Origin of the sequence: Herbiconiux solani NBRC 106740, from assembly GCF_001571005.1 — a bacterium.
Classification (GTDB): Bacteria; Actinomycetota; Actinomycetes; order Actinomycetales; family Microbacteriaceae; genus Herbiconiux; species Herbiconiux solani.
Map to the genome: position 1 here is coordinate 1 of NZ_BCST01000006.1, position 12,898 is coordinate 12,898.

14 protein-coding genes and 1 riboswitch are annotated in these 12,898 nt (G+C 69.0%); of the genes, 2 read left to right on the top strand and 12 right to left on the bottom strand.

Annotation, left to right across the window (positions count from 1 at the left end; translation table 11 throughout):
• The 4 genes from ribB to HSO01S_RS11695 form a co-directional block, all read right to left on the bottom strand.
• On the bottom strand, window positions 1–697 hold a 697-nt coding region (gene ribB, locus HSO01S_RS11680), incomplete at its 3' end, for a 3,4-dihydroxy-2-butanone-4-phosphate synthase (RefSeq protein ID WP_157079039.1).
• Entirely contained in the window at window positions 694–1,293 is a 600-nt protein-coding gene (locus HSO01S_RS11685) for a riboflavin synthase (protein WP_066041600.1), read from the bottom strand. The genes ribB and HSO01S_RS11685, both read right to left, overlap by 4 nt.
• A 5-nt stretch (window positions 1,294–1,298) precedes the next feature.
• Window positions 1,299–2,441, bottom strand: a complete 1,143-nt coding sequence (ribD, locus tag HSO01S_RS11690) for a bifunctional diaminohydroxyphosphoribosylaminopyrimidine deaminase/5-amino-6-(5-phosphoribosylamino)uracil reductase RibD (RefSeq protein WP_066041602.1) — start codon at window positions 2,439–2,441, stop codon at window positions 1,299–1,301.
• A gap of 94 nt (window positions 2,442–2,535) precedes the next feature.
• Window positions 2,536–2,675: riboswitch (FMN riboswitch) on the bottom strand.
• A 101-nt stretch (window positions 2,676–2,776) separates the two neighbouring features.
• Window positions 2,777–3,526, bottom strand: a complete 750-nt coding sequence (locus HSO01S_RS11695; protein WP_245635990.1) for a polyprenol monophosphomannose synthase — start codon at window positions 3,524–3,526, stop codon at window positions 2,777–2,779.
• A gap of 153 nt (window positions 3,527–3,679) precedes the next feature.
• Here HSO01S_RS11695 and HSO01S_RS11700 point away from each other — a divergent pair, with 153 nt between their 5' ends.
• Window positions 3,680–4,171: a GtrA family protein gene (locus HSO01S_RS11700; RefSeq protein WP_066041607.1), complete on the top strand. Its 492-nt coding sequence runs from the start codon at window positions 3,680–3,682 to the stop codon at window positions 4,169–4,171.
• Here HSO01S_RS11700 and HSO01S_RS11705 read toward each other — a convergent pair.
• Window positions 4,135–4,560, bottom strand: a complete 426-nt coding sequence (locus HSO01S_RS11705; protein ID WP_066041609.1) for an RbsD/FucU family protein — start codon at window positions 4,558–4,560, stop codon at window positions 4,135–4,137. The two genes, HSO01S_RS11700 and HSO01S_RS11705, sit on opposite strands and share 37 nt — an antisense overlap.
• A gap of 127 nt (window positions 4,561–4,687) precedes the next feature.
• Between HSO01S_RS11705 and HSO01S_RS11710 the strand changes: the two genes are divergently transcribed.
• Window positions 4,688–5,800 carry an FUSC family protein gene (locus HSO01S_RS11710; protein ID WP_084361605.1) on the top strand — a complete coding sequence of 371 codons (1,113 nt, stop codon included), beginning with the start codon at window positions 4,688–4,690 and terminating at the stop codon, window positions 5,798–5,800.
• A gap of 24 nt (window positions 5,801–5,824) precedes the next feature.
• On the opposite strand, the gene trpS is transcribed toward HSO01S_RS11710, so the two are convergent.
• The 7 genes from trpS to sdhC form a co-directional block, all read right to left on the bottom strand.
• On the bottom strand, window positions 5,825–6,838 hold the full coding sequence (trpS, locus tag HSO01S_RS11715; protein WP_066041611.1) for a tryptophan--tRNA ligase: 1,014 nt from the start codon (window positions 6,836–6,838) through the stop codon (window positions 5,825–5,827).
• 159 nt (window positions 6,839–6,997) lie between these two features.
• Entirely contained in the window at window positions 6,998–7,834 is an 837-nt protein-coding gene (locus HSO01S_RS11720; RefSeq protein WP_066041613.1) for an exodeoxyribonuclease III, read from the bottom strand.
• 75 nt (window positions 7,835–7,909) lie between these two features.
• Entirely contained in the window at window positions 7,910–9,103 is a 1,194-nt protein-coding gene (locus tag HSO01S_RS11725; protein WP_066041615.1) for a YhjD/YihY/BrkB family envelope integrity protein, read from the bottom strand.
• A gap of 140 nt (window positions 9,104–9,243) precedes the next feature.
• Window positions 9,244–10,014, bottom strand: coding sequence for a succinate dehydrogenase iron-sulfur subunit (locus HSO01S_RS11730; RefSeq protein ID WP_066041617.1), 771 nt, complete (start codon window positions 10,012–10,014; stop codon window positions 9,244–9,246).
• Window positions 10,014–11,810 carry a succinate dehydrogenase flavoprotein subunit gene (gene sdhA / locus HSO01S_RS11735; protein WP_066041618.1) on the bottom strand — a complete coding sequence of 599 codons (1,797 nt, stop codon included), beginning with the start codon at window positions 11,808–11,810 and terminating at the stop codon, window positions 10,014–10,016. Before sdhA ends, HSO01S_RS11730 begins: the two co-directional genes overlap by 1 nt.
• 44 nt (window positions 11,811–11,854) lie before the next feature.
• Window positions 11,855–12,307: a succinate dehydrogenase hydrophobic membrane anchor subunit gene (locus HSO01S_RS11740; RefSeq protein ID WP_066041620.1), complete on the bottom strand. Its 453-nt coding sequence runs from the start codon at window positions 12,305–12,307 to the stop codon at window positions 11,855–11,857.
• Complete coding sequence (gene sdhC / locus HSO01S_RS11745) at window positions 12,307–12,720, bottom strand: succinate dehydrogenase, cytochrome b556 subunit (RefSeq protein ID WP_084361606.1); 414 nt, start codon at window positions 12,718–12,720, stop codon at window positions 12,307–12,309. Before sdhC ends, HSO01S_RS11740 begins: the two co-directional genes overlap by 1 nt.
• Window positions 12,721–12,898: the final 178 nt, after the last annotated feature.

A 12,898-nucleotide genomic window follows, 5' to 3' on the forward strand; every position in this document is an offset into this window, starting at 1 on the left:
AGGCGGTCTGGGCGGCGGCGAGCTCGGCTGCGTCGAGCGGCGGGGCGTCGGCCACGGTCGCCGCGACCGCGAGACCGGCGGCCGCATCCTGCTCGTCGAGCCACTCGATCAGCAGCTGGATCGTCGTGATGGCGAGTCCGTCGCGCGCGGCGGTGAGCTGGAGGTCGGGCATCCGCATCGCCGAGCCGTCCTCGCCGATCATCTCGCCGATCACGCCGACCGGGGGGAGCCCGGCGGCCTGCATGAGCTCGACCGCGGCCTCGGTGTGGCCGGCGCGGCGGCGCACCCCGCCGTCGACCGCCCGCAGCGGGATGACGTGCCCGGGGCGGATGAGCGACGCGGGCGTCGAGTCGGGGTCGGCCAGCACGTTCAGCGTGCGCGCGCGGTCGTGCGCATCGATGCCGGTCGTCACGCCCGAGGCCGCGTCGACGGTGATCGTGTACGCGGTGCGGCGGCTGTCCTCGCTCTGCACGACCATCGGCGGCAGGGCCAGCCGGTCGGCGAGCTCGGCGGGCATCGGCGCGCAGAGGTAGCCGGAGGTGTTGCGCACCATCCAGGCGATCCACTCGGTGCTCGCGAGGGAGGCGGCCATGATCGCGTCGCCCTCGTTCTCGCGGTCGGCAGCGTCGGAGACGAGCACGGGGCGCCCGGCGCGCAGCGCCTCGAGCACCTCGGGGATGGGGGAGAAGGCTGTCATGATCCACTCCTGAGGGTCAGCAGACGCTCGACGTGGCGGGCGAGGATGTCGGTCTCGAGGTTCACCCGGTCGCCGACGACGAGGGTGCCGAGCGTGGTGGCGCTCAGTGTCTCGGGGATGAGGGAGACCTCGAACCAGTCGTCGCCGACGTCCGAGACCGTGAGGGAGACGCCGGAGACCGAGATCGATCCCTTCCCGACGACCAGGGGTGCGAGCTCCGGGTCGAGCGAGAAACGCAGCACGCTCCAGGCCTCTCCGGGGGTGACCGAGAGCACCGTGCCGGTGCCGTCGACGTGACCTTGCACGATGTGGCCGCCTAGCCGGTCGCCCACGCGGGCGGCGCGCTCGAGGTTGACGCGGTCGCCGACGGCGAGGTCGCCGATCGTGCTCATCGCGAGGGTCTGCCTCATCACGTCGGCCGTGAAGGTGTCCTCGGTCTGGTCGACCACGGTGAGGCAGACGCCGGAGACGGCGATCGAGTCGCCGTGCCGGGCGTCGCTGACCGCCAGGGGTGCGCGCACGGTGATGACGGCGGCATCCGCGGTCTCGGTCAGGGCGATCACGTCGCCCAGTTCTTCGATGATTCCGGTGAACATCGGTTCTACTCCTTCGAGGGGGCGGAGGATTCCGCCGAGCCGGGGGTCGCCTCGTCGCGCAGCCGGGCGATGATCCGCAGATCCTGGCCGAGCCGGTCGAGGTGATGGATGTCGAGTCGCCGCTGGTCGTCGATCCGGGTGATCCCCAGGTCGGTGACGGCGAGACGGGGGCCGCCGATCAGGGTCGGCGCGAGGTACACGAGCACCTCGTCGGCGAGCCCGGCGGCGACGAACGCGCTGGCGAGCCTCGGCCCGCCCTCGACGAAGACCGAGCGCACCTCGTCGCGGTAGAGCTCGTCGAGCACGGCGTGGAGGTCGTGGGTGGGGAAGTGGCGGAGGGGCAGCGGATGCGCGTGCAGGCGCGACCCGGCGGGCACGGGGCGCTCGCCGATGACGACGGGGGCGGGCTGGTGGGGGTAAAGGGTGTCAGGGGTGTCGGTGTGCGTGCCGGCGTCGGTGCCGGTGCCGGCGGGCGTGCTGCTGCCGGTGGTGTCGTCGCCGGTGGCGGCTCGCGCCGTGAGCGCGGGGTCGTCGGCGAGCACGGTGCCGGTGCCGACCGCGATCACGTCGGCCTCGGAGCGGCGGAGGTGCACGTCGGCGCGGGCCTCGGGTCCGGTGATCCAGCGGCTCGAGCCGTCGGCGGCCGCGGCCCGGCCGTCCAGGCTCGACGCCCACTTCACCGTCACGAACGGGCGTCCGAGCCGCACCGACGTGAGCCAGGGGCGGATCGCCTCCTCGACCGCGGGAGCCTCGAGGCCGTGTTCGACCCGGACGCCGGCCTCGCGCATCCGCTCGCCACCGCCCGCGGACCGGACCCCCGGGTCGGCGACGGCATAGACGACGCGGGCGATTCCAGCCTCGATCAGCGCGAGGCTGCACGGGCCGGTGCGGCCGTGGTGGTTGCAGGGTTCGAGGGTGACGACGGCGGTCGCGCCCTCGGCGCTGCCGCCCTGTTCGGCGAGCCGGGTCAGCGCCTCGATCTCGGCGTGCGGGGTGCCGGCGCCGTGGTGCCAGCCTTCGGCGAGGAGCTCGCCGGCGGGGGAGAGGATCACGCAGCCCACCTGCGGATTGACGCCGGAGCGGGGGCCCTGGAGGGCGAGTCCGAGGGCGCGACGCATCGCGTCGGTCTCGCTCAGAACTACGTTCATCCGGTCCTCGTCCTTCGACGGGCTCCGGGGTGCGCACAGAAGTGCCGGTGGGATCGCTCGCGCGACACCACCCGTGCATCCTCCCATCCGGACTCGATCCGGTCTTTCGATCGGACCATCACCGTCGGTTCCGGAATTTCACCGGATCAACCTCGGAAGCACTGCAGGCAGTGTCTCGTCAGTTCGCGGACTATCACCGCCGGTTCAGATTCTCACTGACCCCGGAGCACGTTACTGATCTCTCAGTTATACCTCAACCAGCCGTCGCACCGGATAATTCCGGGGCGGGCGCTCAGCGGCGGGCGGGCCGTTGAATGGTCGGTCGAAAGGCCGCTTCAGCGGCGGGCGGGCAGGGCGAGGCGCGCGGGCGCCTTGCCGACGAGGCTCGACAGGCCCCAGCCGGTGACCTTGAGCAGAGCCTCGATCACGATGCCGGTCGACATCTTCGACACGCCCTCGGCTCGCTCGACGAAGGTGATCGGGAACTCGCCGATCTTCGCGCCGGAGCGCTCGAACAGCCAGGCCATCTCGACCTGGAAGCCGTAGCCCTGCGAGTCGACCGCGTTCATGTCGAGCGCACGCAGCGACTCGGCGCGGAAGCCGCGGTACCCACTGGTCAGGTCGTGCAGCTTCGAGCGGAGCATGAGGCGCGAGTAGAAGGTGCCGGTGCGGGAGATCGCCTTGCGGTACCAGGGCCAGTTGACGATGACGCCGCCCGGGATCCAGCGCGCGCCGATCGCCATGTCGCAGCCGTCGGCGAGGAGGGCCTGCAGCCGCGGCAGCTCCTCGGGCTGGTGCGAGCCGTCGGCGTCCATCTCCACGATGAAGTCGTAGCCGTGCTCGAGCGCCCAGCGGAAGCCGGCGCCGTAGGCGGCACCGAGGCCGTTCTTCTCGGTGCGGTGGATGACGTGGATGCGCTCGTCGTCGGCCGCCATCCGGTCGACGAGGTCGCCGGTGCCGTCGGGCGAGTTGTCGTCGACGATGAGAACGTTCGCCGCGGCGTCCGTGTTCAGGATGCGTTCGATCACGCTCGAGATCGAGCCGATCTCGTTGTAGGTCGGTATCACGACGACGGTTTTCGCCACAGTTTCCTCTATCATTCAATGGCCGCGAGAGTGAGCGCCGGGGAAAAGCGTATCGTTGCTTTCTGCTCTCGCTCCCCAGCAACGCTCAGCATTGCCTCGCAAGATTCGAAAAGTCCCTAGCTTCACGCATCGGTCGGAAACGGTAGTCCCTCTATGAGCAGTGCTCCCGCACCGAGGTCGCGACTCCGCGTCCTCGCCACGGAGTTCATCCGATTCGGCCTGATCGGGGGCATCGGCTTCGTCGTCGACTTCGGGGTGTTCAACCTGCTGCGCACCACGGTGATGGACCCGGAGAACATGCACGGCGGGCCCGTCATCGCCAAGCTGATCTCGACCGCGCTGGCCATCCTGGTCAACTGGCTGGGCAACCGGTTCTGGACCTTCCGCGACCGCCGCCGGCACGACGTCCTGCGCGAGAGCGTCGAGTTCTTCGCCGTGAGCATCGCCGGAATGGGCATCGGCCTCGCGTGCCTGTGGGTCTCGCACTACGTGCTGGGCTACCGGTCGCTCCTGGCCGACAACATCTCGGGAAACGTGATCGGGCTGATCCTCGGCGCCGCGTTCCGGTTCGTGCTCTACCGGGTGTGGGTGTTCGGGCCGCACCGGGTTCAGACGACGCCCTTGGTCAAGACGAAGACACAGTAGGGCGCGGTCTCGAGCGTCTGCACCACCGCGAAGGCGCGGGCGGCGCGGGCGTAGAGATCGAAGCGGGGGACGACCTCGAAGCCGGTCACGTGCGGGTTCGTCGTCCTCGCCACGTCGACCACTGCGCGCTGGGTGTCGTTCTCGGCCGACGGGTCGTCGCCGATCTGCATCCGGGCCAGCGGCTGCTCGATGAAGGTGTCGAGCGGGAAGACGCTCAGGATGGCCTCGGCCGTGCGGACCACGCCGGACTCGCCCATCCAGAGCACCGGCTTGCCGCCGGCGTGGGCCGGGAAGTTGCGGTCGGCGAGCACCAACTCGTCACCGTGGCCCATCAGGTCGAGGATGCGGAGCACCTCGCCGTTCAGCAGCGGATCGATCCCTTTGAGCACGTCATCCTCCTCGATGCGGTCGGCCCGCGCGTCGACCGTCCTGCGGTGGACCCGCGGTGGTCCTGGGGTGGGCCCGCGGTGATCCTGCGGCCGGTCTCCAGGCCGGTTTCAGCCTACTGTGGAGAGGGTGAGGTCGAACGAGAGCGCCCGGTCGCGGTGGAGTGCCGCCGCGAAGGCCACGCTCGCGCCGGCCCGGGCGTTCCAGGCCCAGCAGCGCACGCCCTTGCTCCAGGTGCTGAAGACCGCCGCGGCCGCGGTGATCGCCTGGATCCTCTGCTCGTTCATCGCCCCCGGCCAGGTGCCGGTGTTCGGCGCGATCGCCGCGATCATCGTCGTGCAGCCGAGCGTCAACCAGTCGTTCAGCCGGGCCATCGAGCGCTCGATCGGCGTGATCGTCGGGGTCGTGGTGGCGTACCTCGCCGCGCTCGTCTTCGGAGCCCCGAGTTGGCTCGTGCTCGCCGCCATCGTCATCTCGCTGCTCGTCGGCTGGGCGCTGCGGTTCCCGCAGTCCTCGACCGTGCAGATCCCGATCAGCGCGATGCTCGTGCTCTCGATCGGCGCCCAGACCCCCGGCTACGCGGTCGAGCGGATCATCGAGACCGTGATCGGGGCGATCATCGGCGTGGTCGTCAACTGGCTGATCGTGCCGCCGGTGGCGCTGCAGCCGGCGCACGACGCGGTCAATGCGCTCGGCCGGGAGGTCGCCCGCACGATGGACGCACTGGCGACGGTGCTCAGCGAGCCGACCGACGGGGCGTACCGCACCGGGATGCTCGTCGAGGCGCGGCTGCTGCGCCCGATGCAGGCGAAGTCGCAAGGGCTCCTGGATGCGGCCGAGGAGAGCCTGCGGTTCAACCCGCGGCGCACCGGGCATCGTGACCTGCTGAAGGCCGACCTCGAGCGCCAGGCGATGCTCGTGATCGTCGTGCAGCGGGTGCTGGGCATGGCCCGCGCGCTCAACGACCACTACGACGACACTCTGCACGAGGAGCCGACGGCGATCGGCATCGCGGATCAGCTGCGGCGGGCGGCGCACGACCTCCGGCTGGTCCTGGCGGACGAGAACGGCGGGCAGGCGGCCGCGGACGCTGCTGCCGCCGTCGCCGACGAACCCGCTCTCACGGCGCCGCTGAAGGCGATCGTGCCGGATCCGGCCCACTGGATCCTGATCGGGTCGCTCCTGGAAGACCTGCGCCGCGTGCGCGAAGAGATCGTGGGGGCGATCGACGAGACCCGGTGACGACCGGAGCGGGGTGGGCTCGACTCAGCGCACCCGGCGGAGGAACCCGACGCGGTCGTAGACCGTGTCGAGCGTCTGCTGGGCGACCTCGTTGGCGCGCTCGGCGTTGAGGCCCAGGATGCGGTCGAGCTCGCCCGGGTCGTCGAGCAGCTCGAGGGTACGCGCGCGGATGGGCTCGAGCGTGCCGACGACCACCTCGGCCAGCGCCTTCTTGAGGGCGCCGTAGCCGCCGCCCGCGAACTCCTCGACGACGGACTCGATCGACCGGTTGTCGAGGATCGCGAAGATCGTCAGCAGGTTCGCCAGGCCCGGCTTCGCCTCGCGGTCGTAGCGGACCTCGCCGTCGGTGTCGGTGACGGCGCGCATGATCTTCTTCGCCGTGACCTTCGGCTCGTCCATCAGCCAGATCAGGCCGGCGTGCGACTCGGCCGACTTCGACATCTTCGACGACGGGTTCTGCAGGTCGAAGATCTTCGCCGTGTCCTTCAGGATGTAGGGCTTCGGCACCGTGAAGGTGTCGCCGAACCGCGAGTTGAAGCGGCCCGCGAGATCGCGCGTCAGCTCGATGTGCTGCCGCTGGTCTTCGCCCACGGGCACGTCGACGGCCTGGTAGAGCAGGATGTCGCCGGCCTGCAGGATCGGGTAGGTGAACAGGCCCACGGATGCGGCCTCCTGGCCCTGCTTGGCCGCCTTGTCCTTGAACTGGGTCATCCGCGACGCCTCGCCGAAGCCGGTGAGGGTGTTCAGCACCCAGGCCAGCTCGGCGTGGGCGGGCACCTGCGACTGCACGAAGAGTGTGGAGCGCGAGGGGTCGATGCCGGCCGCGATGTACTGCGCCGTGGTGCGGCGGGTGTTCGCGCGCAGCAGCTCGGGCTCCTGGGGCACGGTGATCGCGTGCAGGTCGGCGAGGAAGAAGAAGGCGTCGTGCGTCTCTTGCAGGGCCTTCCAGCTGAGGAGGGCGCCGATGTAGTTGCCCAGGTGGAGGGAGTCGGCGGAGGGCTGCATGCCCGAGAGGAGGCGCGGTTTCGGTTCAGTCATGGCATCTCCGAGCGTAGTCGTGGTGCGCGGCGTCGCAGAAGCGGCGGCGCGCCCGGGGAGGTTCGGTGGCGGCGACCGTGAGGCGGTGCGCCTACAGGTCGTGGCCGGCCGCAGGTCGTGGTCGGCCACGACCTGTCGGGGACTACCGGTAGAACTCGACTACAGGTCGTAGTCGACGACGACCGGGGCGTGATCGCTCCACCGGGCCTCGTGCGAGGCGGCGCGGTCGATCGTGTACGAGGTGGCCGTTGCGGCCAGCTCGGAGGTGGCGAGCTGGTAGTCGATGCGCCAGCCGGTGTCGTTGTCGAAGGCGCGGCCGCGCTGCGACCACCAGGTGTACGGGCCCTCGACCTCGCCCTCGAAGCGACGATGCAGGTCGACCCAGCCGAGGCCGGCACCCGCGTTGTACTGCGGGTCGTCCTCCGCGCCGACGAAGCGGTCGAAATAGGCGCGTTCGGTGGGCAGGAAGCCCGCCTTCTTCTGGTTGCCGCGCCAGTTGCGGATGTCGATGCGCCGGTGCCCGACGTTCAGGTCGCCGACGACGAGCGACAACGGGTTGTGGGCGTGGAGTTTCGGCAGGTGCTCCTCCATCGCGTCGAGGAACTTGTACTTCTCGACCTGCTTGGGCGTGCCGTCTTCTCCCGAGTGCACGTAGGTCGAGACGACGGTGACAAGTTTCTCGCCCCACTCGTAGTCGGCCTCGAGCCAGCGCCCGGCGCTGTCGAAGTCGTCGGGGCCGAGGGTGACCCGGTGGATGTTCGCCTTGTCGCGGCTGAGCAGCGCAACCCCGGCGCGGCCCTTGGCCGTGGCCGGGTCGTGCAGGATGTTCCAGTCGTCGCCGACCAGCGCCTCGATGTCCTCCGTCTGGGCCCGGACCTCCTGCAGCGCGAGGATGTCGACACCTCGCCCGTCGAGCCAGTCGGCCATCCCGTTGCGGAAGGCGGCGCGGATGCCGTTGACGTTGACGGAGGCGATTCTGAGGGGCTTGCTGGGCATGACTCAACTGTATCGGGGGCCTCCGACACCGGGCCGCGCGAGGCTGCCGGCCCTCGGCGCCCCCGCCCTCGCCGCCTAGCGCTTCTTGGTGAGCTCCACCGCGCGGGCCTCGTCGAGCCGCTCGAGGCGTTCGAGCTTCTTGCGGATCCGGCGGTGCACGAGCCCGTGGGTCGTGGCCAGCTCGGCGGTGAGCCGCTCGCGCTCGGCCGCGACCAGGGTGTCGCGCGCATCCGCCACCCGCTTCTCGCGCTCGATCTCCTGCTGCTCCGGTGTGAGGGCGCGGGCGTCGATGCCGGCGTCGTCCATGCCCACGGCGATCCAGGTCGCCGAGATCAGGATGACGCGGCAGACCAGGTTGAGGAAGATCATGATCCCGATGATCACCGCGAACGAGGCCAGCAGGGGGTTGGAGGTGGCCCCGCCGAGGAGCTGGCTGCCGAGGATCTTCAGCACGCCGAGCGCGGCACCGCCGATGGCGGCTCCCGCGAGGAGTCGCTTGCGGGGGATCTTGACGCCCGAGAGCACGCGGAAGGCCGCGGCCAGCACGAGGCTGTCGAAGACGAACACCACGAGCACGCCGACGAGCCAGCCGACGAAGCCGGCGAAGGGGGAGTCGGTGTCGATCCCGAGCAGGTCGAAGGCGAGCGAGAGGCCCTGGTTGCTGATCAGGCTGACCACGGAGGAGAGCACGATCGCGATGCCGAAGCCCAGAGCGAGACCGAAGTCCTTGAGCTTGAGCACGACCGGATTGGTCTTGGGCGGGTCGAGCTTGAAGATCCGCCGCACCGAGTCCCGGGTCGATGCCAGCCAGCCGACCGCGGTGAGCACCAGACCGACCAGGGCGATCGCGCCGGTCCAGCCGAGGATCCGCGCCTCGGAGAGCGCCTCCGGCTTGATCGCGCCGTTCTCTCCGATGAGTCCCGGGATGGCGCTGCCGAGCTGGTCGACCACCGCTTTCAGCAGATCCGGGTTTCCGGCCAGCACGATCCCGAAGATCGAGAAACCGACCCAGATACCCGCGAAGATCGCGAACACGGCCTGGAACGACATGCCCGACGCCATGATCTCGCCGCCGCTCGCGCCGAAGCGCAGGAAGACCCGCACCGGCCGCAGCGCCATCACCCAGGCGATGAACTTCTGGATGCCGGTCTTTGGCTTCTCGACCTCGGTCTTCTTCTCGACCTCGATCGTGGGCTTGCCGGCGACGCTGCTCTCGGTCGTGGCCTTGTCGTCCTTCACGGCGGTGCCGCCGCGCCCCTGATCGCTCATGCCCCGAGCCTAGAACGGTCGGCCCGCGCCCGCCCGTCCTCCGCCCCGCGGCTGGGCCCAAAACGACGGAGCCTCGGTCCGGGAGGGGACCGAGGCTCCGTCGTCAGCGCCCGAGAGCGGGCCGCACGCAGGGGAAGCCGCTACGGCTTGCCGCGCATGATGGCCTGCTTGACCTCGGCGATCGCCTGGGTCACCTGGATGCCGCGGGGGCAGGCATCCGTGCAGTTGAAGGTCGTGCGGCAGCGCCACACGCCTTCCTTGTCGTTCAGGATGTCGAGCCGCGTCTGCGCCGCGTCGTCGCGCGAGTCGAAGATGAAGCGGTGCGCGTTGACGATCGCGGCGGGGCCGAAGTACTGCCCGTCTGTCCAGAACACGGGGCACGACGAGGTGCACGCGGCGCAGAGGATGCACTTGGTGGTGTCGTCGAAGCGGGCGCGGTCGGCGACCGACTGGATGCGCTCCTTGTCCTTCGGCGGCGCCGAGTTGGACTGCAGGAAGGGCTGCACCTCACGGAAGGACTCGAAGAACGGGTCCATGTCGACGATCAGGTCCTTCTCCAGCGGCAGGCCCTTGATGGCCTCGACGTAGATCGGCTTCGAGATGTCGAGGTCTTTGATCAGCGTCTTGCAGGCCAGCCGGTTGCGGCCGTTGATCCGCATCGCGTCCGAGCCGCAGATGCCGTGCGCACAGGAGCGGCGGAAGGTCAGCGACCCGTCCTGCTCCCACTTGATCTTGTGCAGCGCGTCGAGGATGCGGTCGGTCGCGAACATCTCGACGTCGAAGTCCTGCCAGCGCGGCTCGGTGTCGGTGTCGGGGTCGAAGCGACGGATGATCAGGGTGACGGTGAACGCCTCGATGGGCGCTTCGGGTGCCGGGCCGCCCGCGGGGGCCTCGTCGATAACCATCGACATCAGTACTTCCTCTCCATCGGCTGGTAGCGCGTCACGACGACGGGCTTCCAATCGAGCCGGATGTGGTCGGCGGCGTCGCTCGAGTGCGGATCACCCGAGAGGTACGCCATCGTGTGCTTCATGTAGGTCTCGTCGTCGCGCTTGGGGTAGTCGTCGCGCATGTGACCGCCGCGGCTCTCCTGGCGGTTGCGCGCCGAGTACACGACGACCTCGGCCAGGTCGAGCAGGAACCCGAGCTCGATGGCCTCGAGCAGGTCGGTGTTGAACCGCTTGCCCTTGTCCTGCACCTGGATGTTGCGGTAGCGCTCGCGCAGGCGGTGGATCGTCGCCGTCACCGAGGCGAGCGACTCGTCGGTGCGGAACACCTGGGCGTTCTTGTCCATCTCGTCCTGCAGCTCCTTGCGGATCGCGGAGATCCGCTCGGTGCCGGTGCCGGCCCGAAGGGAGGCGACGAGGTCGACGATGGCCTTGGCCGGGTCGACGGGCAGCGGGGTGAAGTCGACGGTCTGCACGTAGTCGGCCGCGTTGTTGCCCGAGCGCTTGCCGAACACGTTGATGTCGAGCAGCGAGTTGGTGCCGAGGCGGTTCGAGCCGTGCACCGAGACGCAGGCGCACTCGCCGGCGGCGTAGAGGCCCGGCACGACGGTGTCGTTGTCCGAGAGCACCTCGGCCTTGATGTTGGTCGGGATGCCGCCCATCGCGTAGTGCGCGGTCGGCATCACGGGCACCGGCTCGACGACCGGGTCGACGCCCAGGTAGGTGCGGGCGAACTCGGTGATGTCGGGGAGCTTGGTCTCGAGCACCTCGGCGCCCAGGTGGGTGCAGTCGAGGAGCACGTAGTCCTTGTGCGGGCCGGCGCCGCGACCCTCGGCGACCTCCTGGACCATGCAGCGGGCGACGATGTCGCGGGGTGCGAGGTCTTTGATCGTGGGGGCGTAGCGCTCCATGAACCGCTCGCCCGAGGCGTTGCGGAGGATCGCGCCCTCGCCTCGCGCTCCCTCGGTGAGGAGGATGCCGAGGCCGGCGAGGCCCGTCGGGTGGAACTGGAAGAACTCCATGTCCTCCAGCGGCAGGCCCTTCCGCCAGATGATGCCGACGCCGTCACCGGTGAGGGTGTGGGCGTTCGAGGTGGTCTTGTAGATCTTGCCGAAGCCGCCGGTGGCGAAGATGACGGCCTTCGCCTGGAAGACGTGGATCTCGCCGGTCGACAGCTCGAAGGCCACGACGCCTGAGGGCTTCTTGACGCCGTCGACCTCGGTCATGACCAGGTCGAGCACGTAGTACTCGTTGAAGAAGTTGATGCCGAGCTTGACGCAGTTCTGGAACAGCGTCTGCAGGATCATGTGACCCGTGCGGTCGGCCGCGTAGCAGGCTCGGCGCACGGGCGCCTTGCCGTGGTCGCGGGTGTGACCGCCGAAGCGCCGCTGGTCGATCTTGCCCTCGGGGGTGCGGTTGAAGGGGAGGCCCATGTTCTCGAGGTCGATGACCGCGTCGATGGCCTCCTTCGCGAGGATCTCGGCGGCATCCTGGTCGACCAGGTAGTCACCGCCCTTGACGGTGTCGAAGGTGTGCCACTCCCAGTTGTCCTCCTCGACGTTCGCGAGGGCGGCGGCCATGCCGCCCTGCGCCGCTCCGGTGTGGGAGCGGGTCGGGTAGAGCTTGGAGATGACGGCGGTCTTGGCCTTGGGGCCCGCCTCGATCGCGGCGCGCATGCCGGCACCGCCGGCACCCACGATCACGATGTCGAACTGGTGGTAGTGCACGCCGTCGATCACGGCACCGTCTTCGAACTGCATCACAGATTCACTCACGCTGATACTTGGCCTGATCTTGATAGGGACTACTGGTTGACCGGGCAGAACGACGGCAGCAGATCGGCCGGCGAGCCCGCGGGGCACGGATCGAACGCGAAGATCACGACGGTGCCGAGCACGATCTCGGCCACGACCGAGAACAGGATGGCGCCGAGCAGGATCTTGCGGGTCAGGGGGCGCGTCGCGTAGTCGTTCACGATCGTGCGCATTCCGTTGCCGCCGTGGATGAACGCGAGCCAGAGCATCAACAGGTCCCAGACCTGCCAGAACGGGTTCGCCCACTTGCCGGCGACGAATCCGAAGTCGATGCCCTTGATGCCCTCGCCCAGGAGGAGGTTCACGAAGAGGTGGCCGAAGATCAGGATGATCAGGAGCACGCCCGAAGCGCGCATGTAGATCCATCCCCACTTCTCCCAGTTCACGCCGCGCTTGCGGGGAACCGAGTACGGGGTGCGCGGGGATTCGATCGTCGTCGCCATCAGTGCCCCATCTCGCTGAACACGTTGATCAGGTGGCGCGGCGCGAAGCCGAGCATCGCCACGACCCACAGTCCGATCACGACGTAGAACATCACCCGCTGGTACTTGGCACCCTTCGACCACAGGTCGATCAGGATGATTCGGATTCCGTTGAACGCGTGGAACACGATGGCCGCGACCAGCGCGGTCTCACCGAGCCCCATGATCGGGTTCTTGTAGGTGTCGATCACCGCGTTGTACGCACCGGGAGCGACGGCCACCATCGAGCTGTCGAGCACGTGCACGAGTAGGAAGAAGAAAATCGCGACGCCGGTGATGCGGTGCAGAACCCACGACCACATGCCTTCACGGCCGCGATAGAGAGTGCCAGCGGGCCGCCTCGGCGTCATCGTTCCTGCCGAATTCTCAGGCATGAACAACCCTCCTTGGCTTCATTCGAATCGTGCCGCTCGCACGTGGAAGGGGTGCGGATCCGGTCGACGACCTTCTTCAGTCTATGCTCTGTTCGTCCGAAGCGGGGATTAGGAGGGCCTTAGTTGTATACACGGCCCCCGTTCGAGGCGATCCGCGGGATCATGCGGCGGAACGGCT